Here is a 26431-nt window from a genome sequence, read left to right on the forward strand (position 1 = left end):
CCTAGTGCTGCTGTGCAAGACACTCGTGCAATGCGTCTTGCCACTGGGGCTGGCTGACGTGCCATTGCTGTTGCAGGCGGGTGCAGTCCAGGCGCGAGTTCAGCGGGCGCTTGGCGGGGGTCGGGTAGGCGCTGGAAGGGATCGGCTCCAGCTCGGCGCAGGCCTTGCCCTCGGCGCGCAGTTGCTCGCCAATGGTTTGGGCAAAGCCGAACCATGAAGTCTCACCCTGGGCAGTGAGGTGGTAAACACCCCAATCCCCTGCCTTACCGGCCTGCCACTGCTCGATCAGCACGCGGGTGCTGTTGGCGATAGTCCCGGCCCAGGTCGGTGCACCGATCTGGTCGGCCACGATGCGCATCTGCGGTTTTTCCTGCAGGAGGCGCTGCATGGTCAGCAGGAAGTTCTTGCCGTGGCTGGAATAGACCCAACTGGTGCGCAAGATCAGGTACTCGCCGCCTGCAGCCGCAATCGCCTGCTCGCCCGCCAGCTTGCTCTGGCCGTAGACACCCAATGGGTTTGGCGTGTCGCTTTCGGTGTACGGGGCAGGTTTGGTGCCGTCGAACACGTAGTCGGTCGAGTAGTGAATCAGCGGGATGCCCAACGCCTTGGCCTCTTCGGCGAGGATGCCGGGGGCGATGGCATTGATGGCGAACGCAGCGTCCGGCTCGCTCTCGGCCAGATCGACAGCGGTGTGGGCCGCCGCGTTGATGATCAGGTCAGGGCGATGGGTGCGTACTTGCTGGCGGATAAGGTCTGCGTCTGCCAGGTCAAGCTGGTCGCGGCCCAGGATGAGGAGTTCGCCCAGGCCCTTGAGCCGCTGTTGCAGCTCCTGGGAGACTTGGCCGTGTTGGCCGGTGATGAGGATTTTCATGGGAACAAGTCAGCTTCCATCAGCAGTTTGCCGACCTGATCCTTGGCGGAGAGTTGCGGCGGTTCGGCCAGCTCCCAGTCGATGGCCAGCGTCGGGTCATTCCAGAGAATGCTGCGCTCGGCGCTTGGCTGGTAGTAGTCGGTGGTTTTGTACAGGAACTCTGCGTACTCACTCAACACCACGAAACCATGGGCGAAGCCTTCCGGCACCCAGAGTTGGCGATGGTTCTGTGCCGACAAGCGGACACCCACCCACTGGCCAAAGTTGGGTGAGCTGCGACGGATGTCGACCGCTACGTCCAACACTTCACCGTAGGTAACACGTACCAGCTTGCCTTGAGTGTGTTCAAGCTGATAGTGCAAACCTCGCAGCACGCCTTTTTGCGAGCGTGAGTGATTGTCCTGTACGAAATTACGCTTGAGCCCGGTGGCTGCTTCAAAGGCGCGCGCATTGAAGCTTTCGTAGAAGAAACCGCGTTCGTCGCCGAATACCTTTGGCTCGAGGATCAGTACGCCGGGTAGTGTGGTTTCAACTACATTCACTGGGTCTCTCCGGCAAGCGAGTAGAGGTATTGGCCGTAGCCGGTCTTGCCAAAGTACTTGGCGCGCTCCAGCAGATAATCACGATCGATCCAGCCATTTTCATAGGCGATCTCTTCCAGGCATGCCACTTTCAAGCCCTGGCGGTGCTCGATGGTCTGAACGTAGGTCGAGGCTTCCAGCAGGCTGTCATGGGTGCCGGTGTCGAGCCAGGCGAACCCACGGCCGAAGCGTTCAACGTGAAGATCGCCACGCTGAAGGTAGGCATTGTTGACGTCGGTGATCTCCAGCTCGCCGCGTGGCGAAGGCTTGACCGCCTTGGCGATCTTGATCACGTCGTTGTCGTAGAAGTACAGGCCGGTCACGGCATACGGTGACTTGGGCTTTGCCGGTTTTTCTTCGATGGAAAGGGCGCGGCCCTCTTTATCGAAATCAATCACACCGAAGCGCTCCGGGTCTTTCACCCAATAGCCGAAAACAGTAGCGCCCGAGGAGCGCTCGGCTGCGGTGCGTAACTGATCGCCAAAATGCTGGCCGTGGAAGATGTTGTCCCCCAGAATCAGGCACACCGCGTCATCACCGATGAACTCTTCGCCAATGATAAATGCTTGAGCCAGCCCGTCCGGGGAAGGCTGTTCGGCATACGTGAAACGCACGCCAAACTGGCTGCCGTCTCCCAGCAGGTTTCGGTACTGCGGTAGGTCTACCGGAGTGGAGATCACCAGAATGTCCTTGATGCCTGCGAGCATCAGCACGGATATCGGGTAGTAGATCATCGGCTTGTCATACACCGGCAACAGCTGTTTGGACACTCCCAACGTAATGGGGTGTAGGCGAGTGCCGGAGCCGCCAGCCAATACAATTCCCTTCATCATGCGATTAGATCCTTCAAGTCGGTGTTGCCCAATCGTTCTCCCTGATAACTGCCGTCCTGGACCCTGCTGCACCATTCCAGATTATCGAGGTACCACTGTACGGTTTTGCGCAGGCCGGTCTCGAAGGTTTCTTCCGGGACCCAGCCCAGTTCGCGTTCGATCTTGCTGGCGTCGATGGCGTAGCGTTGGTCGTGGCCTGGGCGATCCTTGACGAAGGTGATCAGGTCAGTGAATTTCTCCACACCGGCTGGGCGTTGCGGCGCCAGTTCTTCCAGCAGGGCGCAGATGCCACGTACCACGTCGATGTTCTTCTGTTCGTTGTGGCCGCCGATATTGTAGGTTTCGCCCACAACCCCAGTGGTGACCACTGTGAGCAGCGCACGGGCATGATCCTCGACGAACAGCCAGTCACGCACCTGCAGACCATCGCCATACACCGGCAGTGGCTTGCCCGCCAGGGCGTTGAGAATCACCAGCGGGATCAATTTTTCGGGGAAATGGAACGGCCCGTAATTGTTCGAGCAGTTGGTCAACAGCACCGGCAGGCCATAGGTGCGCTGCCAGGCGCGTACCAGGTGGTCGGACGCTGCCTTGCTCGCGGAATACGGCGAGCTCGGTGCGTAAGGCGTGGTCTCGGTGAAGAGGTCGTCCACGCCGTGCAGGTCGCCATACACCTCATCAGTGGAGATGTGGTGGAAACGGAATGCGCTTTTTGCCGGCTCTGCCAGCTTCTGCCAATAGGCTCGCGTGGCTTCCAGCAGGCTGTAGGTGCCAACGATGTTGGTCTGGATAAAATCCGACGGGCCGTCAATGGAGCGGTCGACATGGGACTCGGCCGCCAAGTGCATGATCGCATCGGGTTCGAAGCGTGCGAGCAAGGCGCTGACGGTGGCCTGGTCGATGATATCGGCCTGGACAAACTCATAGCGGCTGTTGGACGCGATGCTGGTCAGCGACTCGAGGTTGCCGGCGTAAGTCAGCTTGTCCAGGTTGAGCACCTCGTGCTCGGTGTGCTGGATCAGGTGGCGGATCAGGGCTGAGCCGATAAAGCCAGCGCCGCCAGTAACGAGAATGCGCATATCGGAGGGCCCTTTCCTTAGATAGACATTATGCGGATGAAGCATAGCTTGAGTGGTGCGAGCCGGGTGGTGCAAGCGCTGTATTACTGGGGGGTTGCCTTGTGCCCCTGAACAATGGCGATATAGACGCCTGAAAAAACAAAGGTCGTCACAATGTCGTTAGCCACGTTGACCCACCGTGCCAGCTTGCCTTGCCCACAAGTAACCCCCGAGCAAGCAGCATGCCTGCTCGAGCGGCACTATGGTATGGCGGGCAAATTACACTCGTTGGGCAGTCAGCAAGACCTCAACTATCGAATTGACAGCACACGGGGCCGCTTCGTTTTGAAAATCTGCCGGGGTGACTACGCCGCGGTTGAACTTCAAGCCCAACACGCAGCGCTCAACAGCCTGGGCGCGCATGCCGGCCTGCGTGTTCCCAAGGTCATCCAGACCTTGGCGGGTGAGGAGTTGCTGACGGTCAACGTCGATGACCAAACCCTGCACCTGCGGCTACTGGACTACATCGACGGCCAGCCCCTGACGCATTTACCCCACCTGAGCCGCACCGTGATCGAAGGCTTTGGTGAGCTGTGCGGGCAGATGAGCCTCGCGCTGGCGGATTTCGAGCACCCAGGCCTTGCGCGCACCCTGCAATGGGACCCGCGCCACGCGCAAGCATTGATCACCCACCTGCTGGCAACCTTGCCCGACCTGCCGCAGCGTGCTGCTTTGGAGCAAGTGGCCAGGCAGGTCGAGGCGCATGTCCAGCCGTTGGCGGCACACCTGCCTTGGCAAGCGGTGCACATGGACATCACCGACGACAACGTGATGTGGCAGCGTGATGCCCAGCGGCACTGGCGCATACAAGGCGTGATCGATTTCGGCGATCTGGTGCACACCTGGCGAATTGCCGATCTCTCGGTGACCTGCGCGGCGCTGTTGCACCATGCCGACGGTGATCCGTTTGCTCTCTTGCCGGCGATCCAGGCCTGCCACGCGGTCACGCCGTTGCAGCGCGAAGAGCTGGAGGTGTTGTGGCCGTTGATCGTCGCTCGCGCGGCGGTGTTGGTGCTCAGCAGTGAGCAGCAGCAACGCCTGGACCCGGACAACGTTTATCTAAAGAAAAACGCCGAACACGAGTGGGAAATCTTCCATATCGCCACGTCGGTGCCCTTCGAACTCATGCAAGCGGCTATTCTGCGCAGCGTCGGCAAAACATTACCGCCCGTCGCCAACCAAGACTTCGCGCCTTTATTGCCAGGCTTGGTGGGCCGCGAGTTTGCGCTGATCGACCTGGGCGTACTCAGCCCGCATTTCGAGGCTGGCAATTGGGAGACTCCCGGCATCGATCGGCGCTTGCTGGATCAAGCAGCGACGGTGCATGGGCTGGCGGCCAGTCGTTATGGGCAATACCGCTTGTCGCGCACCCGCCCCGACAGTGCGCTAGAGCCCGAGACCTTCCCCCTGCATGTCGAACTACATCTGCCCCACGGCACGGTGCTGGAAGCACCCTTTGCGGGAATGCTGCGCGAAGGTACCGACGGCTTGCTGTGTTTGCACGACAGCGGCCTGAGCCTGCGCTTGTGGGGCGTGCGCACATCACTCAAGCCGGGCGCAACCTTGGTCAAAGGGCAGGTGCTGGGCGAGGTTCATGCGCCGTTGACTGTGCAGTTGTGCCGCGCCGACCTTGAGCCACCGCTGTTCTGCACACCTTCCCGGGCGTTGGTGTGGCAGGCGTTGTGCCCGTCACCCGCAGCTCTATTGGGCCTGGCCTGTGATGCGGAGCCGGAACTGGACCCAGAAGCCCTGCTGGCCCGGCGTGATGCCAGCTTTGCCCGCTCCCAGAAGCACTACTACGCCGACCCACCGCGTATCGAGCGCGGCTGGCGTAACCACCTGATCGATATGCAGGGCCGATCGTACCTCGACATGCTCAACAACGTGGCCGTGCTGGGCCATGGCCACCCGCGCATGGCTGAAGTGGCGGCTCGGCAGTGGTCGTTGCTCAACACCAACTCGCGGTTTCACTACGCGGCGGTTGCCGAGTTCTCCGAGCGCCTGCTGGCGTTGGCGCCGGAGGGCATGGACCGGGTGTTCCTGGTCAACAGCGGCACCGAGGCCAATGACCTGGCGATTCGTTTGGCCTGGGCCTACAGCGGCGGGCGCGACATGCTCAGTGTGCTGGAGGCCTATCACGGCTGGTCGGTGGCGGCGGATGCCGTGTCCACGTCGATTGCCGATAACCCCCAGGCCTTGAGCAGCCGCCCGGATTGGGTACACCCGGTGACCGCGCCCAATACCTACCGCGGTGAATTCCGCGGGCCGGACAGCGCGCCGGACTATGTACGAAGCGTGGAGCATAACCTGGCGAAAATCGCCGCGAGCCAGCGTCAATTGGCCGGGTTTATCTGTGAGCCGGTGTACGGCAATGCCGGCGGCATCTCCCTGCCACCGGGTTACCTGCAACAGGTGTATGGCCTGGTCCGTGCCCAGGGAGGCGTGTGCATCGCCGATGAAGTGCAGGTGGGTTACGGCCGCATGGGGCATTTCTTCTGGGGGTTTGAACAGCAAGGTGTGGTGCCTGACATCATCACCATGGCCAAAGGCATGGGCAACGGCCAGCCGTTGGGTGCAGTGATCACCCGCCGAGAAATTGCCGAGGCGCTGGAAGCCGAGGGTTACTTCTTCTCCTCATCAGGAGGCAGTCCGGTCAGTTGCCGGATCGGCATGGCGGTGCTGGATGTGATGGAAGAGGAAAAGCTGTGGGAAAACGCCCAACTGGTAGGTGGGCATTTCAAGGCACGGTTGGAGGAATTGATCGATCGCCATCCGCTCGTCGGTGCCGTGCACGGTTCGGGCTTCTATCTGGGCCTTGAACTGGTGCGCGATCGCCAGACCCTCGAACCTGCGACTGCAGAAACCGCCTTGTTGTGTGACCGGCTGCGGGAACTGGGGATTTTCATGCAGCCTACCGGTGATTATCTGAATATCCTCAAAATCAAGCCGCCGATGGTGACGTCCAGACGCAGTGTGGACTTCTTTGTGGACATGCTGTCGAAAGTGCTGGATGAGCAACTGTGATTTATCGATTGTTATCGGCTATTTTTTGCAGACCCGAGCATCTATCATGTTTTTAGTCTGTTAAAGCCGATTTTTATCCATTATAAAGTTGCCCTTGACCCCATTCGGAGCCCTGATCGCCATGACCACCTTGCACAGCACACCTCGCGCCGATGGCTTTCACATGCCTGCCGAATGGGCGCCCCAGACCCAGACCTGGATGATCTGGCCCGAGCGCCCAGACAACTGGCGCCTGGGCGGTAAGCCTGCTCAGGCGGCCCATGTGACGGTGGCCAAGGCCATCGCACGTTTTGAGCCGGTGACCGTCGCGGTCTCCGCCAGCCAGTACGAAAACGCCCGTGCCCGCCTGGACGTACCCAATATCCGCCTGGTGGAAATGTCCAATGACGACGCCTGGGTTCGCGACACCGGCCCCACTTTCGTGATCAACGGCAGTGGAGAAGTACGGGGTGTGAACTGGGACTTCAACGCCTGGGGTGGTTTTGACGGCGGCCTGTATGCACCGTGGAACCGCGATTCCCAGGTGGGAGGCAAGATCCTCGAGATGGAGCGCGCACCGCGTTACCGCACTGAAGGCTTTGTGCTTGAAGGCGGTTCGATTCATGTCGACGGCGAAGGCACCCTGATCACCACCGAAGAATGCCTGTTGAACCGCAACCGCAACCCGCACCTTGATCGTGCGGCCATTGAGGCGGTGCTCAGCGATAACCTGGCGGTAGACAAGATCATCTGGTTGCCGGATGGCCTGTTCAACGACGAAACCGACGGCCATGTGGATAACTTCTGCTGCTACGTGCGCCCGGGCGAAGTGCTGTTGGCCTGGACCGATGACCCGCAAGACCCGAACTACCCACGCTGCCACGCAGCCATGGACGTGCTGCAACGCAGCACCGATGCCCAGGGCCGCTCGTTCATCGTGCATAAAATGCCGATCCCGGGTCCGCTGTATGCCACTGAGGAGGAATGCGCCGGGGTAGACCTGGTTGACGGTAGCCAGGAGCGTAATCCGACCGTGCGGTTGGCCGGTTCCTACGTCAACTTCCTGATCGTCAATGGCGGCATCATCGCGCCGAGTTTCGATGACCCGTTGGACGATCAGGCCAAGCAAATCCTGCAGAACCTGTTCCCACAACATGAAGTGGTGATGGTGCCGGGCCGCGAATTGTTACTGGGCGGGGGCAATATCCATTGCCTGACCCAACAGCAGCCAGCTCCGCAGCGAAAGTGAGTGCAGTTGTAACAGCGCCTTGATGGCGTACGAGCAACGCGCGTTTGCAGTGTTCCCCACAAGCCCGCGACCCAGCCCGGTCGCGGGCTTTTTCATGTCTGCATGCCGGTGAACAGGGCACATTGGCATAGCTCTTGTATCGCTGTGGTTACAGTGGCCCAAGGGGGATGACCGTGCAGTTCTGTCACAAACCTTGAGTAAGTTAGCCGCTCACGCAGCAGGAGAGAGCGCTGAAATGAATGCCGATGTCCACCTGATGAACACGCGTACGTTCCACCCTTTGCGGGTCGACGCAGACGCCATCCATGCGTTGGCCCTTTGGTTGAAGGCGAACGGCTCGCGACAGGCCAGACAAGCGTCTGACTTGCGCAGTGTGATGAGTGAGCGCTACCCGTTGGGGTTGTTCACGGAGGATGAAGTGCAGGCGTTGTGCGAGGTAATGAGCAACTAAAGAACACCTGAAACCAACTGTGGGAGCTGGCTTGCCTGCGATGGCGGTGGTTCAGTTAAACATTCAGTGACTGGCACACCGCTTTCGCGGGCAAGCCCGCTCCCACAGGGATCTGTGCCAGGCGCTGATGTTGTGGGCAATGCCTAACCAGTGTGGGAGCAGGCTTTGGTTCCCATGAGGCGTGTCAGAAGCTGTAGGTACCGGTGACCACCAGGCTTCGCGGCTCGCCTGGTTGAATCTGCGCCGCACTGGTCGCCGAGGCGTAGTAGTTTTTATCAGCGATATTGTTCAATGCTGCCCGCACGTCCCATTCTTTCTGACGGAACCCGGCCAGCGCGTCCCAGCGACCATAACCAGGCAACACCACGGTGTTGAGGTTGTCGGCGTAACGATCGCCCACCAGGGTCAAACCGGTTTCCGCGTACCAGCCCATCTCCGGCTTCCAGGTGATGAACAGGCTGGCGTTGCGCTTGGCCACGTCGCTGATCCGTTTGCCCTCAAACCCGTTGTTGTCCTTCTCGACCTTGGCATCTTGCAGGCCTACGCCGCCGCGCACATACCAGTTGTCGACGATCTTGCCGGTGGCGGTCAGCTCCACGCCGCGTGAGCGCTGTTCGCCGGTGAGCAGGGTAATGGTACGGTCCAGCGGGTCGCTGGTGCGGCGGTTGTAGAGTTCCAGCTCGTACACAGCCAGGGTGGTGCTCAGGCGCTCATCGAACCAGTCGCTCTTCACGCCGATTTCTTTTTGCTTGGTCAACTCCGGGCTCAGGTCGTTGACGTTGCCGGTGGCGTTCGGCGTGATGCCGATCAGGCCGCCGCCTGCTGGGGTGAAAGTCTTGCTCCACGAGGCGTAGAACGAGTGGTGCTCCAGGGGCGTCCACACCAGGCCGACGCGCGGGCTGGTGCTGTGGCTTTTCACGTTCTGTTGGATGTCGAGCAGCTTGTTGGTGGTGTCCACTTCGAAGCGGTCGTAACGCAGCCCGCCCAGCAGTTGCCACTGGTCATTCAGGCGCAGTTGGTCCTGTATGTAGAGGGCGCGGCTTTCGACTTCGGTGTGGTTGTTACTCGACAGTCGCATGCTCCCGGTGTGGCTCAGGCGGCGATTGGGTTGGTTGAGGTCCAGGCTCGGCACCGTCTTGCCATCGCGAGCGGAGTACAGCTTCGGATCACGGCGCTGGCTGCCCAGCTCAATACCGGTGAGCAGGCGGTGTTCCAGGCCAAAGGTGTCGAAACCGCCCTCCAGCTCCACGTTGTTGAACACGTTGCGGGTGGTCAGGTCCTGCTGCCAGTGTTGGCGGCTGACGGTGTTGGTTTTCGGGTCATAGCCGGTCTGGTAGGTATTGTCGAAATCGCTGTCGAGCTTGAACACGCCGAGGGTGTGGCGCAGTTGCCAGTCGGCGTTGAGCTCGTAGGCGAGTCTGGAACGCAGGGACTGGGACTTATCGTCGATGTAATCGCCGTGATCAAAGTAAGTGGTGCTGCGGCTCACATCCGCCGGGCGCCCGTTGACACCAGGAATGCCACGGTCTGGGGTGCGGTTGTAGCGGCTGTATTCGTATTGCACCAGCCAGTTCAGCTCTGGAGTGAGCTGCCAGCTCATCGACGGCGCGAACAACTGGCGGTTGCCGCTGACGCCATCGCGAAAGCTGTTGTTGTCCTGGTTGCCCATGTTCAGGCGCAGGCTGATGTTATCGGTGGGGTCGGTACTCAGGTCGGCATACAGGCTGCGCAAATCGTTGCTGCCGCCTTGGGCTTCGATGCTGGACTTTTGCCCTGGGCTTGGCAGTTTGCTCACCCGGTTGACGATCCCGCCCTGGCCGCCTCGCCCGTAAAGCACGGCGGCCGGTCCCTTGAGCACTTCGATACGCTCGATGTTATGCAGGTCACGTACGTACTGGCTGTCGTCGCGAATGCCATCCAGATAGAAGTCATTGCTGGCGTCGAAACCACGTATGCGCACGCTGTCGAAGCGTGTATCGGCGCCGCTGCTGACGTTGGGGATACCGCTCAATGCCTGGCCCAGCTCGTTGGTGCCATAGGAGCGCAGGCTTTCGGTTTTGACTGAGTCGATCGCCTGGGGCACGTAGCGAACAGCCGTCGCGGTGCGTGTGGCGGTGCTGGTCTCTTTGACCCGTGGGTCGTCTTCGTCTGCTTCCACGCTGATCGAGGTTTCGGGCAAGACCGTGGCCGCACCGGCAAAACCAGCAGACAGCAGGACAGAGAGCCCAAGGGAGAGGGGCGTCAGGCGAGGGGCAGGCATGAGAGTGTATCCAAATGACGTGGCAGGAAAATTGTGCGCGAATGGTAATGCTTTGCATTTGCGCGCGTTATCTATTCCCTAACGCATTGCATGCGGATTTGTTACTTAATGTGTTTCCAAAGGCTGATCAAGGTGTTTTCAACGCTTTCATCCCGCCGCTTTAGCCCGCCGCTTAGACGAATATCGCCTAAATACAGACGATTCACGAAATTGACACATAGTTCAACGCCCGCATAGGATTGCGCCCAACGCCTGTGGCTAACCACCATGACTAAATCCAATAAAAAAGGCCCGCGGCAGTTCAGTCGTCCGCGGGCCTTCTTTTTGCTGGCAAGGTCGACACCAGAAAAGCAACAGGAGCCTGGTGTCACAGCGCGTACTCAACCCGTAATAAGGAATATAAGAAAATGTTGAAGCAACGGATGAGTCTGATCGCTCTGGGGATTTTGAGCGCATCGACAGCAATGGCAAACGACCAGGAGCAATCCAAGGGTTTCGTTGAAGACAGCCACCTGAACATCGCAGCACGTAACGCCTACATCAGCCGTGACTACAAAAACGGCAAGCAGGACAAAGCTGAATGGGGCCAAGGCTTCATCGGCAAGTTCGAGTCCGGCTTCACCCAAGGCACCGTCGGTGTGGGTGTGGATGTGATTGGCCAATACGCTATCCGCCTGGATGGTGGTAAAGGTCGCAGCGGCGCTGGCGGTATCGACTTCTTCAAGCAAGGTGACAGCGGAGAAGCCGCCAACGACCTGGCCAAAGGCGGCGCAGCCGTCAAGGCGCGTATCTCCAACACCGTGATCAAATACGGTCAGCAGATGCCGGCCGTGCCGGTCCTGCAATACGACAACTCGCGTCTGCTGTCGGAAACCTACGAGGGCACCTCGATCGTTTCCAAAGAGATCGCCGGCCTGCAACTGGATGCTGGTCACTTCACCAAGGAAGCTCGCAAGAGCGCCGAGGGCAGCGACAGCGGCCGTTTGAAGAGCATCAACTACATCGGTGGTAGCTACAAATTCACCGAAAGCCTGTCGGCTGCTTTGTACGCCTCCGACATGCAGGACGTGCTGAAGAAGCAATACGTCAACGTCAACTACGTGCTGGCCCTGCCAGAACAACAGTCGCTGACGTTTGACTTCAACGGTTACAAAACCAAGCTGGACCGCAGCTTCGCCCTGGAAAACCAAGGTGATGCGGACGCTCGCGACAACAAGATCTGGAGCCTGGGCGCTACCTGGGCCGTTGGCGCGCACAGCTTCACCCTCGCTCACCAGCGCAGCACCGGTGACACCGGCTACCTGTACGGTGGCTACCGCAACGCTGGCGGCATTGGCGACGGCGGCAATACCATCCTGCTGGCCAACTCCTACTGGTCCGACTTCAACGGCAAGGACGAGCGCTCCTGGCAAGCAGGTTATGGCATCGACTTCGCCACCTTCGGCGTACCGGGCCTGACCTACAACATTGCCTACGTGCGCGGCACCAACATCGACGACGGCACTGGCCGTGGCGATGGCACCGAGCGTGAAATCTGGAACCAGTTCAAGTACGTGGTACAGAGCGGCCCAGCCAAAGACCTGAGCCTGCGTGCCCGTGCCTCGTGGTTGCGCGTTTCCAACAACGCCAGCAACTACAACGTAGGCGGTAACGAAATCCGTCTGTTCGCCGACTACCCGATCAACGTTTTCTAATTGATCAAATGTCGTGCCTGATGCCAGGCGATAAAAAACCCCGACTGGTTCGGGGTTTTTTATTGTCCGCTCGCGGGGGCGTCAGGCTTTGACCGGTGCGAGCTTTTTGCAGTTCTCTTTGCGCGTCGGGTACTGCTCGCATTTGCGCAGCACGCTTTGCACCTGCTGCGCATTCTGCAGTTGCTGGTTGGCCAACAGCTTCTCGGTAATAAACAGTTCCTCCGAGCCCAGGTTGCGTTCCGCCTTGTCGATCATCGCCAGGGCCGATTGCCCGTCACCGCGCTTGAGGTGGTAGCTGATCATCAAGTCATAGGTGGAAGGTCCTGCCAGGGACCAGTCCTTGATCGCCTGCAACTCTTTCACCGCTTCGCTGTTTTTGCCCTGGGCCAGGCGCACGGTATAGGCGGTGCGCCGAATGCTCGGCTGGTCTTTTACCGGCGAGGCCAGGGCCTTGCGGATGAAAGCGTCAGCCTGCGGCACCTTGTTTTTTTCCAGGGCATCAATTGCGAAGTACGCGTCTTTATAGCCCTGCAAAGCCTTCGCCACCTGGGGCGTATTCTTCATTTTCGACCAGCTTTGCGGGTTGACCCGGGCGCGGCGTTCCTGGCGATACTCGCGTTGCAAGTACTGGCGCAGCTCGGTGTCGCGGTCCATGGCCGACATATGTGAGCGGTTGAAGTATTGGCTGGTCGCGGTGATGCCGGTGGTCAAGCCATCCTTGACCAGCACGTCCAGCTCTTTGGTGAACTGGTCGAGATTGAACTGCTGCAGCGAATCCTGCATGGCATTCTTGCGCGCCGTGAGGAACCCCGTGAGCAAGGGCTTCTGCTTGCCCTGGAAGTCGTTGAGGCGCTCCAGACTATGGGTGGCGGCTCGCGGCGCGTAACCGGCACGGATCATCAAGTCGGTGCCCAGCAAGTCGGCCTGGTCTTCCTGGCTGCGGCCCCAGGCGGTGCTCCATACCTGATCGGAAAAGGTATTGGCCAGGGCGGTATACAGCACGGTGTTGCCGATGGTCTTCTGGGTGCCGGCTGGGTCTTTACTGAACAGTTTCATCGTACCGGAGCTGCGGTCCACGCCCGTATCGGCAGCCATGGTGGCCAAGGCGACCGTGGAGGCCACGGTGGTGAACATGTCTTTCTGCTGCTGGAAAGCGGCCATGCGGTCATGGTGATGCAGCAATACGTGGCTCATTTCATGGCCCAGCATCGCGGCGATTTCGTCTTCGCTGGCGACGTTGTCCAGCATGCCCAGCGGCACGAACAGGTTGCCGTAGGGGTCTGCCGACGGCCCGAAGCCATAGCTGTCGGTGATCTTCACCTGCAGCGGCGGCAACTCCCCCGGCCAGCCCTTGGACAAGCGCGTGACGATGCCCTGCAAGTAGCCTTGCAGCATCGGGATATCCACCAGGTTCTGCTGGCGCGCTTCAGCGGCCGGTACCGCACGCCCGTCGTAGCTCAAACGCTGCTGGCTCTGGCGCTGTGGGTCGAGCTTGTAATACTGGCGTACGTCGCTGTTATCCACGTAATGGCCCTGAACCCGGGACTGGGTCGAGGGCCCCACCAGGTTCATAAACGCCTGGTCTGCGCCTTTCAAGGTGGCGCAACCACTGAGCACCGAACTGGCCAACAGGCTGGCTGCTACTAGATATCCCTTCACCGCAACGCTCCTTTTATTGATTGCAGCCGGCACCAAAACCGATGGTGGAGTTGTTGCGGCTGTCCTTGGCCTGGCTTTTGGTCAGGCCCTGGCAGGGCAGGTCGACGACGTTCAGCGGGGGCTCGATGCGCAAATCCATGGTGTCCAGCCACACCTTCTGGCCTGCCAGTTCTACCTGCACCAGGTCCAGCGCCTGGTTGTACTGCAATACCGGCAGGGGCTGGGTGGGCGCGTCCTTTTTCGCCAGCTCACGTTGTTGCTTGCCCTGCTCGTCCAGCACTGTCACCGGGTCGGCGAGGAACGCCTTGATACTGTGGGTTTCTGCCCAGGCGCCCTGGGTGAAGAGGGCGGCGAGCAAGACGATGAGGCTTCTGTTCATCCTTGGTTTCCTTGAGTCAGATAGCAGAGCGGTGCACTCAGCGATCGCGGTCGAAGAAGGCTTCGATCCGCTCGCTGAACAGCACCAACGACAGCAACACAATGCCCAGTACGTTGACCGGGGTGATGTCATTGAGGCTCAGCAACACACTGACCCCCGCCAACATCGACATCACCAACAGCCACGACGGGCACGGCGAGGTAAAGAACCAGATTTCCTGGCGCCGCCACCGGCTCCAGGTGCGATGGCCCGCCAGGCGACGTGCGTGCAGCGCCTTGAGCACGGCGATCAACGCCAGCAGCCCGAGCTCCAGCAGGTCCAGCCAATTGAACGGCAGGTGGGGGAAATTGGCCGGTTCATGGTCGTAGTCCATGCCCGCATTGATCAGGTTGTCCAGCGCCATGGCGTGCAGGTAAACGCCAGGGAGTTGGCCGTGTACCGGCGACTCCACCAAGTCCCCGGTGGAAGCAATATTGGCGCCCACCAACACCAGGCGGTCGCGCAGTAACTCGGCGACCAATGCCTGGTCGTCGGGGTCGCTGACCTCCAGGTCACTGGCCGACAACGTCAGCGTATAAGGGCAGCGCGCCTGGGCCGAGTCGTCGAGCTTCCAGAACACCGCCTGAAATAACTGCGCCACCCCATCCAGCAAAAAGTGCCGTGCCGGCGCGCAGTGGCGGATATCGGCAATACGTGCCTGCTCGGGCGCCAGCTTCAGCCCCCACTGCACCGCGATGGGCTGGCGCTGCGCAGCGGCTTGCACATCCACCGGCGGCTGCTTGCAGTGCTGCGTGGCACAGAACACTCGATACAGCGACAGGGCGGGAGTTTCCATCAGCCCTGCATGTGTGCGCATCGCCAGTGGATACTTGTCATCCACCCCTTCCCATACAACCAGCGCCGGCTGGCTCACCTGCATGAACGGCGCCAGCGTATTCGCCTGGCCCGCCTCTGCGCGAGTCAACCCAGTATTGGCCAGCCACAATGGGATGCGTTGGCGTTGATAACGCTCAAACACATTCGCCAGCAACTGGCTGCCCCGCGTCGGGTCGCCAAACGAGTGGTCGTGGCTATAAAGCAAATCCACAAACACCGCCTGGGGCTTGTACGCCAGCAAGCGCTTGAACAACTTGCTCTGCTCGCCATAGGGCATGGGCCACGAACTGTTATTGCGCATCAGGTAGGCATCATCGATCAACACCACCGCCACCCGCTGCTGCCCAAGGCTCGGGTAGTGACTGGCGAACATACGATTGAGCCACTGCGCCGACGCCTTGTCGCTGGAACTGGCCAGGCCGAAAGGATCAAGAATCGCCAGCAACACGATGATGACCGCCAGCCAATAGCGGCGGTATTTGAACAGCGGGGGTTTGGACAACATCCATGTCTCGATAAAAACGCAAGCAAGGCGGGGTTTTTAACGGAGTGGGGAGGGGGTGTCAATTGGAAAAGTGGCTAAGTGCCATATCGCTATGGGCGCATGGGTCGTCATTCGTAAAAAGCCCTGGCCTATCCTGGCCAGGGCTTTGCGCTGTGGGCGCCGGGCTTGCCCGCGATGAAATCAGCCCGCGTCCCGCACGAGTTCTTGCCGATGACTCGTCGCATCTCCCCTGAGCGCTCGCGGGAGTGGCACCGGGTTCTCTGACTCAGGCATGATGTGAACCTGAGCCAACGGAGAGGCGCTATGGGCAGTCACGATAACCCAGCGGTTTCACTGGCCCTTCGTTCGTATTCGGGCCAAGTCGAATTGCACGATCACGACTTTCATCAGCTCGTGCTGCCGCAGTCCGGCTCCATGGACATCGAAGTCGACGGTCGGGCCGGCAAGGTCGACTGGAGTCAGGGCGTGGTAATTCCTGCCGGTGCTCGCCATGCGTTTCTGGCGCAAAAGGCCAATATCTTTCTGGTACTCGACGTGCCGGCCACGACGTTCGGCGGACCCAAGAATCTCGACCTGTCGACCAGACTCCAGGCCGACAAACGCTTTTTCCCAGTAGGCCCGGAAATCCGCCATTTACTCGAATACGCCAGCCGCAGCGCGCCCTTGCTGACCAGTTCACCTCAGGTGGCGGAGTCCTGGAGTACTTTGCTGCTGTCTTCGCTGACGCTGCCGCCCGGAATCATCCCTGAGCATGGTCAGTTCACCCTGGCACGGGCACTCGCTTACATCGAAAGCCATCTGGACAGCCGGCTTAGCGCCACCGAGATTGCACGGGTGGCAGGCACCAGCGAGCGGCAACTCTACGTGCTGTTCGCTCGCCATTTGAATAGCACGCCTTTTGCGCATATCGCCACCTTGCGTCTCAACCGTGCCATCGACTTGCTGTGCGAAACCGCGCTGTCGATCACCGAGATCGCCCACCGCGTCGGTTATGCCGATCAAAGTGCACTCACCCACGCCCTGAAAAAGAACCGCGACCTGACGCCGGCCACGGTGCGACGAAGTTCGCGGGTAAGGTGAATCCGGCAGGCCTGAACAAATCTTCAGCAGTGCTCATCAATACCCGCCCGGCCGGACCTTTCTATGATTGCCCCACCGACAAGGATAAATCAGACGGGGCGTAGATGACCGAAGTGACGCGCATTGCCAAAACACAGGTGTCTGTCAGAGCCGCAGCCTCGGCCACCGCCATCGGCGTGATCGCGGTGTTCCTGTGGTCATGCCTGGCGTTGCTGACCAGCCTCACCGAAGGCATTCCACCCTTCCAACTGCTGACCCTGAGTTTTGCCGTCGCGTTTGTAGCGAGCCTGTGCATCCTTGGCCGCAACGGCATGGCGGGGTTTCGCAGCTGGCGTCAGCCCTGGTCGGTATGGGCGGTCGGTTTTCTAGGGATATTCGCCTACCACGCGCTGTATTTTTTCGCCCTCAAGGCTGCCCCGGTTGCCGAGGCGAGCCTGATTGCCTACCTGTGGCCACTGTTGATTGTGCTGCTCTCGGCCTTCAGCGCGGGGGAACGGCTGCGCAAACGCCAGTTACTCGGCGCGCTGCTGGGGTTGGCCGGTACGGCGTTCATCATGCAACAGCGCGCCTCGGATGAAGCCGCCGCCATGCCGGTAGCCGGCTACCTGGCCGCCTTCGCCTGCGCGCTGGTCTGGTCGTCCTATTCGGTGATCAACCGCCGTTTCAGTGACGTGCCAAGCAGCATCATTGGTGGCATCTGTGGCCTCGTCGCAGTGGCCGGCCTGGTCTGCCATCTGGCGTTTGAAACCGCGGTCATTCCAAGCGCCGGGCAATGGGCGGCCATCGTCGGCCTTGGCCTGGGGCCGGTGGGCCTGGCGTTTTTCGCCTGGGACCACGCCACCAAGCACGGCAGCCTGGCGATGCTCGGCGCTCTCTCCTATCTGGCCCCCCTGATCTCGACCCTGCTGCTGGTGGCCATAGGGCAAAGCCATGCCAGCCCGATCCTGATTATTCCCACACTGCTGATTATCGTCGGCGCCGTTATCGCCACCTCGAAAACAGGCCAGCCCAACGCCGACATCACTGTTGTAAAGGAGCTTTGAGATGGACCTGATTGCCTCTGAAGGCGCCACAAGAATTGAACGCGACCTGCCACGATTCAGCGTGGCGCCCACTCGTCCTGCGCTCCAGCATCTGGGACTACCGTCATTGAAGTCCAGCCGCAGCGGCATTCGCCGCCGCGCAAATGGCGAAGCGCCACGTGTGTTGCTGTTCGTGCCGCCTTACACGCGGCTGATTGAGCCGGTACCGCTGGGCAGCGCATTTGCCGACATCGGCATCGACACGTTCGAAGTAATGAAACGCGCCGGCACGCCCATTGGCCTGTTGCGCATCGCCACGGTGGCCAAGCGCGCCGGCTACGACATGCAGATCGTCGACGCGCCATTCGCCGGCTGGTCCCAGGAAAACACTCTGGTGAACGTCGATCAGGGCCATTTGGTCCGCTATGGCCTCACCGATGTGCAAATGCGCAAGATCATCGAAGATGCACAACCGGACGTTGTCGGCATCCAGTGCAACTACACCGTGCAATGGGGCAACGCCCGGGCGCTGGCCGACCTGGTGAAATCCATCGATCCAAATTTGCTGCTGGTGACGGGCGGTGCCCATTCCAGCGGTGACTGGCAGAATGCCTTGCTGGACTCGCCTTTCGATTTCACCCTGATCAACGAAGCGGATCGCGCCTTCACGCTGCTGCTCGACGCGGTCACCCATGAAGGCGGCAATGTCGACGCGGTGCCGGGCATTGCCTATCGCAGCTACAGTGGCCAACTAGTTCGACCGACTCGCAAATCCAGCTACTTGAGCATTGTCCCGGCCCGGCAGGATCTGGATGAGCGGCTGGGCGTCATGCCGTTGCCGGATTTCAGCTTCCTGAACATGAACAACTACTTGCAGCCCTATCATTCCTCCGGTGCGCGGGTGCGCAAGACCGGCGCCTGGGCGCAGATCTTTTCCACCATAGGCTGCAACGTCAATTGCAACTTCTGCTATATCCCCAAAATCAACGGCCCCTGGCGGGCATTGGGGCTGGACTGGTTCGACCTGCATCTGGCGGATTTGGTCAAACAAGGCGTGACCGAAGTGTTGATCGAAGACGATCACTTGATGCATGACCCGCTGTACGCTATGGAGGTCGGCAAGCTGTTGAAGAAACACCATTTGCCGTGGGTCGAGGAAGGTGGGCTGAGCCTGTTCAATCTGGTGCTGCTGCACAAGGGCGAGCGATTTCTGGCGGAACTTGATGAGCAGGAACTCAAAAGCCCGCACTACCGCAACGTCATCGCTGCCATTCGCGGCGGTCTCACGGCGAAGACGTTTATCCGTTCAATCGCCGACAACGGTTGCTACAACATTTACCTTGCGGTGGAGAGCGCCAACGAAGAGAGCCTGGTGAACTCCAACAAGTCGCGTTTCAACGCGATTCAGCAGGCAACCTTTGAGATCATCCAGATGTTTACCGAGTGCGGAATTCAGGTGACGGGCGGCTTCATGCTCGGCTTCGTCAACCCGCCGGCCTCGGCTGCCGAACAGCCGTTCATCGAAAGCCTGGGGCAAATCGGTAATACCATTGACTATGCCGTCAGCCTGATGGGCGCAGGCATGGCCTACGCCAACCCGTTTATCGTGACCCCGATTCCGGGCACCGAGATGTGGGCATACCAACAGCAGTATGTGGTCCGTCACTACGACAATGGCTGGTCTCACGAAAAAGCCACCATGGCCACCGAGCAATGGAGTGCCGAGGACATCGAAAAAGCCCGTATGGAATTGCTGGTACGCGCCAATGGTGCTGATCGGGTGCGGGAAATGGTGCGGCGCGGAACGTGGCCAGTGGATGTCTGATTTTTTACGCAGCCCTACTCGTTCAATGACTTCGAGCGAGTAGCCAAACAACCTCACATGTCAATTGAGCCACTTACACCATCAGCCTGCTTCTGACCGGTTTTTGACCTTCATCTATAGGTTGAATTTTCCTAAGCGAAGAGTGAGCAAATGCGCGGTCAGTAGCCAGTAATAGCGCGTCGATTCAGCGTGCTGGTTCACGTGACGGTTTAGAAACCATGCGAGATGCTTTCGCTGCCAGGTCCATGGATTATCTTTGTGCAAGCGATTAGAGATCTCCGCTTGAATGGTCTTTGCTTGGCGTAGGTGACGTTCGCGAATGGCATGCTAGCCGGTGAGAAGATCCGCCAGGAACAGCTCCATGTCGAATGTTTTGCTCGTGCTCGATCATCGTTATAAGCCGATACCACGTCGAGACGACCATGCCCCAGTTCGTCGCTGATTTGTGTGCAGGCCTGCTGATGAAGGATGGGCGGGCAGGGCGGACGATTGCCCGGGAAAATCGAGGTGGTTTTCGGCTGGTATCCATAAGATTTGGCGGAATCCGACGGAACGCCAAAACGAAAAAACCCGCCAGAAGGCGGGTTTTTCGGGGGTTCCAGAGATTTTGAAAGCCTTCTCTGGAACCTTGTATGGTGCCGGCACCAGGAGTCGAACCCGGGACCTACTGATTACAAGCTAGGTGCTCAAAACATACAAATCAATGACTTACGGAATTCCTTGTTACGTGCGGACACGCTAAAGCCCCCGTGCGGCGGGGGCTCTAGAACGCTTGTTACGTGGGTTTTGCTCGATATACAGGACCTGATTGAAGCCGGACGTCCTGTCAATTCGAAGAGAGGGTTTCTGCAGTCAAGGACCTACGGGCATTCAGGATAGATTCCAGCGCTGACGGCGTTGTAACCCACACCTGATATTCCTCCCAGGTGAAACCCAGGTGCTCATGGAGTTCCAGACCCGTCCCGGCCAGTCCAGAGTGCCACTGCGCAATGAACGTATCGACATCACAGTTCCGTGCTTCGCCGTTGAGGCATAACTCTAAAAAGCTCATGTTGATTCCTTTGACTTGCTCAGTCGGCTGATGGGGAAACGATGGGGAGGCTTAGGTCGTAGACATCCATCATTTTCGGATCTCGATGGCCGCTGGCCTCTTGCTTGTCAGCCCGGTTTCCGACGGTGTCGGTGATGCCCCGCCGTTTCAGGTCGTGCAGTGCGAAGCGTTGATCGGGCGATATGATCTCATCTTGCAGAGCCAAGGTGATGAAACGCTGCCATGCAGTGTCCAGGCTGGTTTTACGAAGCGGTCCACCGTGGCTGGCCACAATGATGTTCCTGCGTGACGGCATGATCGGTATTGCCGTTTTGCGCTTGGCCCATACCTTGGCCCGATAGGCTTTAGCGTTGTCCCAGGCTTTGCGTAGACGAGGCGTCCAACGAACGATGTTGTCCCGGCTACCTTTGCGGCGGTTGGTCAGTATTCCGCTTTCCAGCTCGTTTTCATCAGTGAGCGTCACGACCTCGATGCCGCGCAACCTGCAAAGGTAGGCCAGCTCCATGACGTAGCCAAGGTATTCGGGACAGCCGCCTTTCTCGTTGCGCTGCAGCAAACCTCTGGCAATTGCCCGGTCGATGAGAGCATCCATGACTAGGTGATTCGGCAGGCGGCGCTGTTTGCGCTCCACGGGCGCTTCAATGCCCAGGGCTGGGTTCACTTCCAGGAAGCCGCGATTGCGGCCCCACTGCAGTACACGGCGCAGATAGCGCAGAGCGTGAGCGGCTTTTGATGGCGTGCCTTCATCCGCCAGTCGGTCAACAATTCGTTGCACCAGGGCAGAAGTGAATTTCCGAACGGCCAGATCCCCCAGCGGTTTACCCAGCTTGGTGGGAATGTTCAGTAGAACATCGCGGGAATAGCAGTAGTCGTCGTGGGTTTTTGAACTGAGCTTCTTGTACCGATCGCTGTCGTGGAACTGTGCGCAAACGTAGCGGAGCGTTCCCCGGTCAACGTTGGAAGCCTCGTGCATGATCTGGTGCAGCTCTGCCAGTGAAACGGTCGCCGGCGCAATGTTGCGCCGGCGCTGTGTGCCCGTTTCGTCACGGTGAAGGGTGTACCAAACCCCTTCATTTCGCTGGTCAAAGTAAACGGCCGCTGGGAGAGCGGCCTGGTCAATGTGAGCGGGAATGTGCGGATTATGCTTCCGCTTCCTTGCTTTCCTCATAGGATGTCGGCGTCGTATCGCTCTGCAGCGGCGGGCTTCATGCCTGCGGCTTGGTTGATAAGGTCCAGCGTCGTCCATGGCCCGGTGCGGCCACGAAACAGGCGAACGCCCTGGTCTACCAGAGACCGTTCAACATCAGACCGGCGTTGGTAGCCAGTGATTCGCTGCAGATCGGTGAATACCAGGACGTTGTCCGATCGGGAGTTCATTGCTAACCCTCTGTGAGCTTGAGCACCCCGGGCAGTCTAGCGCTGCAGCCGGGGCATGATTATTAGAAGTTGGTGGGCAAACTGCTGGAACTATTGATTGGCCAGTAGCTGGGACACAAATGCCCTTTCACTTGCAGTGAGATCACCTTGCAGGTGCGCCATGGTGGTGAACGCCTCGAGGCGGATTCGGGCGTCGGGCGTCTTGTTGACCTGGTAATCGAAAAGCGCGGTACCGACGATGCGAATGGCCATCAGGTGGCGCGCCGCCTGGGGTCCTTCTGCCGGCACTGTGGTAGCCTTCGGGTCGCTGCTGCTTTGGTGCTTTGCTTGCATGGTGTTGCCCTCAGTGGTGGTTGGTACCGGGGAGCTGTAACTCCTCGGTACCCTTCATTTGCCGGCGTAGCCGGTGTCTAGTTCGGTGATTAGGCTTATGCCTTTCGCACCAGGTGAATAACCAGGTCTTCAAACTCTCCTTCGTCGTTGCAGGACTGCCACTCCAGCACGGCCTGCACTTGTTCGCGGGAGCAATCCATAACGAAAATCTCGCTCTGGCCACCGGTGGCCCGAACCTCAAGGATCTGGACGAGGCCGTCAGCGCCGTAGGCTTCGGCAAACACGGCGCTACCCTCGTAGCCCAGTCGAACCATTACCGCGTTGATCCGGCGGATCTCCTCGACTGCGTTGTCCTGTTCCCGCTCAACAATCAATTGGATGTGCATGGCGGTCACTCCCGGAAGATGAAGCAACGCATGGTCGACGGGATGTGAGTAGTCGGAGCCATATCCTGCTGACGTGCACGGATCGCACTTTCCACGCGTTTCTGAGTGTCTAAGCAATGGTGAGCGCGACAGTCTTTGAGCAGTCGGCGCAGCACTGCCAGGTCCGGAATGCGCTGGCGGTGCTCCAGGGCGACCTCGGCGAACTGGTTAAGATTGATGGCGATCAAGCCTGGCTTTTTGCTGTGGTTGACCATCGGGGCCGAGGGCAGCGATTCCAGGTAATCAAACACCTGCCAGAACTCATTCACTTCCTTCGGATCGGTGCTGATCGCCGCCTGGCGCTCGTTGGCCGCTTTCAGAAGGTATTTGCGGCAGGCCTGGACCATTTGATCCGGGATAGCGATGACGAGCTGCAGGCAGTCCAGCAGGGCCAGCATCATGCTGTGGTTCTTGATGACCCGATCGGATGCCAGGTTACGGGTGGCCCATAGCTCGGCGCGGTATTGGGGGTACAGTTCCGCGAAGCGCTTGAGCACCAGTGGCTCGGCGCGCATTGCCTTCACCATGAAGTGGCTGACGTGCTCCAGTTCGGTTTGGACGATTGCGTCAGCAGCCTTGCGGCTCTTATCGGTGATCACCGGTTTGAGAAACGGTAACCGGACGATGCGGCTGATGATCGCTTCGTGGCCGGTAACGATGGCGTTCTGAGCGATTACGATGGAAGCGCGAAACGGTGGCTCGTAGGTGTCGTTGCTGTTGGACTTGACGCCTCGGGTGCGCAGGGTGCCGCCGCCGTAGAAGTCCTTGAACTGGTCCCATTCGAAAGCCTTGGTATTGTCCTCGTTGGTGTTTCGGTCGGCCTCAAGAAGCACCAACGGCAGGTTGGCCACCTGGCCCATTGCTCGGCTCAAACCTGAGAACGAACTTTTAGCCGGGTCGAAGCCCTCATAGGTCCGTCCGAACAGCTTCCAGATAAACTTGATCAGTGTGGTTTTGCCCGAATCGGGTTCGCCCGACATTTCCAGGAACGGAAAGCTCTCATGTTCGGCCCGGATCTGCTCGGCGAACAGCGAGCCAAACCAATAGGTGAGGGCAAGAACGCCATTCTCGCCGAAGACGGTCCAAAGGTTCGGCAGCCAGTCTTCGCGATAGCCCTTACTGTCCAATGCCATTTTGATTTTTACCGACTTCATCAGGCATTTGACCCGCTGCTTTCCGAACTCGAAATAGTCCTCGTCGTTGGCCTTGTAAATAGACCCGCCATGGATAGCGATGTCGTTAAAGATGTATGCCTTGTGATCGCGGCTGTAGCCCAGGAAGTCGATGGTCTCGACGGTTTTCAGGCGTTCGGTTTGACGGATAATGATCTGGTCCAGGTGCTTTTGCGTGCCCAGCCAGGTCGCGCCCGAATACATCAAGCGAGTCTTAAACTCGCTGCTCGAGGAGATTTGCTTTGGCGTGAACGTGTAATTCTCGCCATGGTCGTCGTGGATCCCCAACACCTGGAAATAAAACCACGCCTCGTTTGTGACGTCATTCACCTGCTTGTACAGCGCCTCAAAACGGCAGTTGGCCAGAAGCTTTAAGCTGCAGACGTTCTGCAGCACTTTGCGGCGTGCAGCCTTGTCGTTGAGCTGTTGGTCTTCGTGGTCTTCGCTGGTTGCCAATGCCTTTTGTTCTTCCTCAAGCTTCGAAAGATCGAACTTGGCCCAGTAGGTTTGGTTGCCGAAGTCAAAAGCGAACTCTGGGAAACCTTCCTCCCAGGTGTACATCAGCAGCGCCTTTTCTTTCGGCGAGGGGGCCAGCAACAAGTCGCCCTCGTGGCGCGCAGCGTCCAGGTCACGCTTGCGCTTGTCATTGCGCGCTTTACCTTCTTCCTCGAACTGCCAGCGCTGGTGCAGGTCGTTCCAGTCGACTTTCCTATCCCGCTGGGGAATCAGCGCTGCCTTACAGCTGAAACCCATTTCCCTAGCTTGTTTGACCCAGCGCAGCAGGTAGCCGCGAGCAGTCGGTTCGTTGTCCAGGCCCCAGACCAAGGTGGGCAGGTTGCCCGGGCGCTGCTCGACCAGACGTTTCAACGCTTCTACCGGAAAGTTCACACTCGACATGGCCGACACCGCGTCGACATCGTTTTGCACCAAGGCGGTGGCGTCGAAGATACCTTCAACAATCCATAGCTCTTTAGCGCTGGCCAGGTCTACGCTCGGCGGGCACCACCATTCACCCTGAGCGCTATATTTGGGCTTGAAACGGGCTTTCATCTTGCCGAAGCGGGAAGGGCGATCGATCAGGCGTTCCCAGTAGCCACCGTTCGGCAGGGGGAATCGAATCGTGGCACTAGACTCGTTCGTTTCGTGATTGACGTAGTTCTCCTGGGTGAACCAACCAGTCATATTCCCGGTGTTCAAACCACGAGCAAATTCCAGATACGCACGGGCTGTTACGGTCGGATCGTTGTCTGTTGCCGGCGCTCGCTTGCTCCAATCCTCAAACAGGTCCTCATAGATTTCTTTTACGTGCTGGATATGGCCGCAGCGCTCCGGCCGGCCGCAGCGGATCTGCCAGGGCTTGTCGTGGCGGGCATACAGCTCTTTTTTGTTACAGGCGGGGCAAACCCCGCCCCGCATGTAATTCGTGCCCACACGAAGCTTCAGGCCGAAGTCATCTTCCAGGCGTTGAAGTAGTTGGGTGCGGATATCTTCGTTCATCATTGACATTATTTCGCTGCTTTTAAGCTGTGAGAGAGCGCGGCCATCAGGCGCTTTTGCGCGGCCATTACCGGGACGTGGGCGAGAATTGCGCCGTGGCGAAGACCGTCCGCAACAAAGCGGAATTGGTCGGCGTACCAATGTTCATTGAGGCTCAAGCGATACTGTTCACGCAGTGCGGCCAGCAACGCTTCGGCCTCGGCCGGTGGCAGTTGAGTGGTGACAATTACGGCGTTTACCATCGTGAAACCTCGATTTCGGGCGCAGCTCACCCAAACCCACGGGACGTGGGGCCGGCGTTTTGTTGGATTTGGGGTTACGAGTGCGTGGAGCGCAGACGCACGTTGTCCGGGGTGTTCAGGACACGTTGATAGATCAGGCTGACAGGCACGGACCAGCAATGCCCTTTAACGGGATCGCGGATCACCACGACGGTGTCAGTGCTGTGGTCCAGGATGAGGCGCTGACGGAAAGCGATTTCCATTAGTTCGATATGGGCAAGGGAGGTCAGTTTGGTTGCAACCGATTCCGCCACGTCGAAGCTGCTCACCAAGTGGTTGATGGTGCGGTTAAGAAGCGCCGACAGCTCGCCCAGGTGTTCGGCTTGATGGCGCTCAAGGAAAGCCAGTGCGGCGTTTTGCATGCATTCCTGATAATCCAGGGCATTGATTTGAGTGGTCATTTGGCTTTCCCCGATTTAGCGCGGTAAAGATCGATCGCGGCATACACTTCGGCGGTGCGTGCAGCCATGTGCAAGGTGTGGGCGTTCTGGATCAACTCGGCTTCAACGTCAGTGATCACTCCGTCATCAAGTGCCTGGGCAATGATCTGGTCGACTGTTCCCTGCTTGGCTGAACTCTGCATAGCCCGTGTGTACATCTCCACGTTGTCCAGGTTTTCTGGATGGATCACCGGCACGAACATGCCGCCGTACATCGCCGCCACATAGTTGGGGAGGTGCTGGGTACCGGTCACTTGCTCCAGCTGGAAAATCTGCGCATCCGTCAACGGGCGGCAGTTGTTGTTCTCATAGGCGTGGTTATCAAACTTCTTGAGCGGTAAACCGATCCGAGCGGCGGCGCATTCGCGGCCACCTTCGAAGGTGCAAATAATTGCACTGACCACTTCGCGACGAGTCTTTAGAACCTGATTTTTCATCTTCTGCTGTTC

At 59.1% G+C, this 26431-nt stretch carries 24 protein-coding genes; 7 read left to right on the forward strand and 17 right to left on the reverse strand.

Translation table 11 applies throughout. The annotated features are described in order from the left end of the window. Position 1: 1 nt before the first annotated feature. From rfbD to rfbB, 4 genes are read right to left on the reverse strand one after another with little or no spacing between them, the layout of a single operon-like run. Positions 2 to 871, reverse strand: coding sequence for a dTDP-4-dehydrorhamnose reductase (gene rfbD, locus JFT58_RS08905; RefSeq protein ID WP_054896642.1), 870 nt, complete (start codon positions 869 to 871; stop codon positions 2 to 4). Next, positions 868 to 1413 (reverse strand): dTDP-4-dehydrorhamnose 3,5-epimerase, encoded by a 546-nt coding sequence (gene rfbC / locus JFT58_RS08910; RefSeq protein ID WP_047712353.1) that lies wholly within the window; start codon positions 1411 to 1413, stop codon positions 868 to 870. Before rfbC ends, rfbD begins: the two co-directional genes overlap by 4 nt. Next, positions 1410 to 2285 carry a glucose-1-phosphate thymidylyltransferase RfbA gene (gene rfbA / locus JFT58_RS08915; protein ID WP_003187717.1) on the reverse strand — a complete coding sequence of 292 codons (876 nt, stop codon included), beginning with the start codon at positions 2283 to 2285 and terminating at the stop codon, positions 1410 to 1412. Before rfbA ends, rfbC begins: the two co-directional genes overlap by 4 nt. Continuing rightward, complete coding sequence (rfbB, locus tag JFT58_RS08920; protein ID WP_054896641.1) at positions 2282 to 3364, reverse strand: dTDP-glucose 4,6-dehydratase; 1083 nt, start codon at positions 3362 to 3364, stop codon at positions 2282 to 2284. The genes rfbA and rfbB overlap by 4 nt, the downstream gene beginning before the upstream one ends. Positions 3365 to 3517: 153 nt before the next feature. Here rfbB and JFT58_RS08925 point away from each other — a divergent pair, with 153 nt between their 5' ends. From JFT58_RS08925 to JFT58_RS08935, 3 genes are all read left to right on the forward strand, one after another. Further along, positions 3518 to 6427 (forward strand): aminotransferase, encoded by a 2910-nt coding sequence (locus JFT58_RS08925; protein WP_054896640.1) that lies wholly within the window; start codon positions 3518 to 3520, stop codon positions 6425 to 6427. A 121-nt stretch (positions 6428 to 6548) separates the two neighbouring features. Next, a complete protein-coding gene (gene aguA, locus JFT58_RS08930; RefSeq protein WP_054896639.1) occupies positions 6549 to 7655 on the forward strand; it encodes an agmatine deiminase in 1107 nt (368 codons plus the stop codon). 235 nt (positions 7656 to 7890) lie between these two features. Next, positions 7891 to 8106, forward strand: a complete 216-nt coding sequence (locus tag JFT58_RS08935) for a hypothetical protein (RefSeq protein WP_054896638.1) — start codon at positions 7891 to 7893, stop codon at positions 8104 to 8106. Between the two features lie 184 nt (positions 8107 to 8290). Here JFT58_RS08935 and JFT58_RS08940 read toward each other — a convergent pair whose 3' ends face one another. After that, positions 8291 to 10366, reverse strand: coding sequence for a TonB-dependent receptor (locus JFT58_RS08940; protein ID WP_054896637.1), 2076 nt, complete (start codon positions 10364 to 10366; stop codon positions 8291 to 8293). Between the two features lie 407 nt (positions 10367 to 10773). On the opposite strand from JFT58_RS08940, the gene JFT58_RS08945 reads away from it, so the two are divergent. Next, positions 10774 to 12060 (forward strand): OprD family porin, encoded by a 1287-nt coding sequence (locus JFT58_RS08945; protein ID WP_034125518.1) that lies wholly within the window; start codon positions 10774 to 10776, stop codon positions 12058 to 12060. Between the two features lie 81 nt (positions 12061 to 12141). Here JFT58_RS08945 and JFT58_RS08950 read toward each other — a convergent pair whose 3' ends face one another. The 3 genes from JFT58_RS08950 to JFT58_RS08960 are packed head-to-tail and all read right to left on the reverse strand — an operon-like array spanning position 12142 to position 15479. Beyond that, a complete protein-coding gene (locus tag JFT58_RS08950; RefSeq protein WP_054896636.1) occupies positions 12142 to 13719 on the reverse strand; it encodes a M48 family metallopeptidase in 1578 nt (525 codons plus the stop codon). Positions 13720 to 13732: 13 nt separating this feature from the next. Next, positions 13733 to 14098 carry a hypothetical protein gene (locus JFT58_RS08955; RefSeq protein WP_014716500.1) on the reverse strand — a complete coding sequence of 122 codons (366 nt, stop codon included), beginning with the start codon at positions 14096 to 14098 and terminating at the stop codon, positions 13733 to 13735. Between the two features lie 37 nt (positions 14099 to 14135). Further along, positions 14136 to 15479 (reverse strand): CHASE2 domain-containing protein, encoded by a 1344-nt coding sequence (locus JFT58_RS08960; RefSeq protein ID WP_054896635.1) that lies wholly within the window; start codon positions 15477 to 15479, stop codon positions 14136 to 14138. A gap of 303 nt (positions 15480 to 15782) precedes the next feature. Between JFT58_RS08960 and JFT58_RS08965 the strand changes: the two genes are divergently transcribed. The 3 genes from JFT58_RS08965 (at position 15783) to JFT58_RS08975 (ending at position 19406) form a co-directional block, all read left to right on the forward strand. Next, positions 15783 to 16559: a helix-turn-helix domain-containing protein gene (locus JFT58_RS08965; protein WP_054896634.1), complete on the forward strand. Its 777-nt coding sequence runs from the start codon at positions 15783 to 15785 to the stop codon at positions 16557 to 16559. A 104-nt stretch (positions 16560 to 16663) separates the two neighbouring features. After that, a complete protein-coding gene (gene yddG, locus JFT58_RS08970) occupies positions 16664 to 17602 on the forward strand; it encodes an aromatic amino acid exporter YddG (protein WP_034125522.1) in 939 nt (312 codons plus the stop codon). Between the two features lies 1 nt (position 17603). Next, positions 17604 to 19406: a B12-binding domain-containing radical SAM protein gene (locus JFT58_RS08975; protein ID WP_054896633.1), complete on the forward strand. Its 1803-nt coding sequence runs from the start codon at positions 17604 to 17606 to the stop codon at positions 19404 to 19406. Between the two features lie 826 nt (positions 19407 to 20232). On the opposite strand, the gene JFT58_RS08980 is transcribed toward JFT58_RS08975, so the two are convergent. The 9 genes from JFT58_RS08980 to JFT58_RS09020 all read right to left on the reverse strand — a co-directional run bounded on the left by JFT58_RS08980 (position 20233) and on the right by JFT58_RS09020 (position 26419). Then, positions 20233 to 20457, reverse strand: a complete 225-nt coding sequence (locus JFT58_RS08980; RefSeq protein ID WP_060765797.1) for a hypothetical protein — start codon at positions 20455 to 20457, stop codon at positions 20233 to 20235. A gap of 19 nt (positions 20458 to 20476) precedes the next feature. Beyond that, positions 20477 to 21625 (reverse strand): site-specific integrase, encoded by a 1149-nt coding sequence (locus JFT58_RS08985; RefSeq protein ID WP_060765798.1) that lies wholly within the window; start codon positions 21623 to 21625, stop codon positions 20477 to 20479. Then, positions 21622 to 21834, reverse strand: coding sequence for a hypothetical protein (locus JFT58_RS08990; RefSeq protein ID WP_019360433.1), 213 nt, complete (start codon positions 21832 to 21834; stop codon positions 21622 to 21624). Before JFT58_RS08990 ends, JFT58_RS08985 begins: the two co-directional genes overlap by 4 nt. A gap of 90 nt (positions 21835 to 21924) precedes the next feature. Further along, positions 21925 to 22167 (reverse strand): hypothetical protein, encoded by a 243-nt coding sequence (locus JFT58_RS08995; RefSeq protein WP_060765799.1) that lies wholly within the window; start codon positions 22165 to 22167, stop codon positions 21925 to 21927. A 95-nt stretch (positions 22168 to 22262) separates the two neighbouring features. After that, on the reverse strand, positions 22263 to 22553 hold the full coding sequence (locus JFT58_RS09000) for a hypothetical protein (protein ID WP_060765800.1): 291 nt from the start codon (positions 22551 to 22553) through the stop codon (positions 22263 to 22265). Positions 22554 to 22558: 5 nt separating this feature from the next. After that, positions 22559 to 25270, reverse strand: a complete 2712-nt coding sequence (locus JFT58_RS09005) for a DUF927 domain-containing protein (protein WP_060765801.1) — start codon at positions 25268 to 25270, stop codon at positions 22559 to 22561. Further along, complete coding sequence (locus JFT58_RS09010; protein ID WP_043047341.1) at positions 25270 to 25503, reverse strand: hypothetical protein; 234 nt, start codon at positions 25501 to 25503, stop codon at positions 25270 to 25272. Before JFT58_RS09010 ends, JFT58_RS09005 begins: the two co-directional genes overlap by 1 nt. 74 nt (positions 25504 to 25577) lie before the next feature. After that, complete coding sequence (locus tag JFT58_RS09015; protein ID WP_060765802.1) at positions 25578 to 25943, reverse strand: hypothetical protein; 366 nt, start codon at positions 25941 to 25943, stop codon at positions 25578 to 25580. Beyond that, positions 25940 to 26419, reverse strand: a complete 480-nt coding sequence (locus tag JFT58_RS09020) for a YmfL family putative regulatory protein (RefSeq protein ID WP_274126280.1) — start codon at positions 26417 to 26419, stop codon at positions 25940 to 25942. Before JFT58_RS09020 ends, JFT58_RS09015 begins: the two co-directional genes overlap by 4 nt. Positions 26420 to 26431: the final 12 nt, after the last annotated feature.

It is taken from the genome of Pseudomonas sp. MF6767, from assembly GCF_016405475.1.
Lineage (GTDB): Bacteria > Pseudomonadota > Gammaproteobacteria > Pseudomonadales > Pseudomonadaceae > Aquipseudomonas > Aquipseudomonas paracarnis.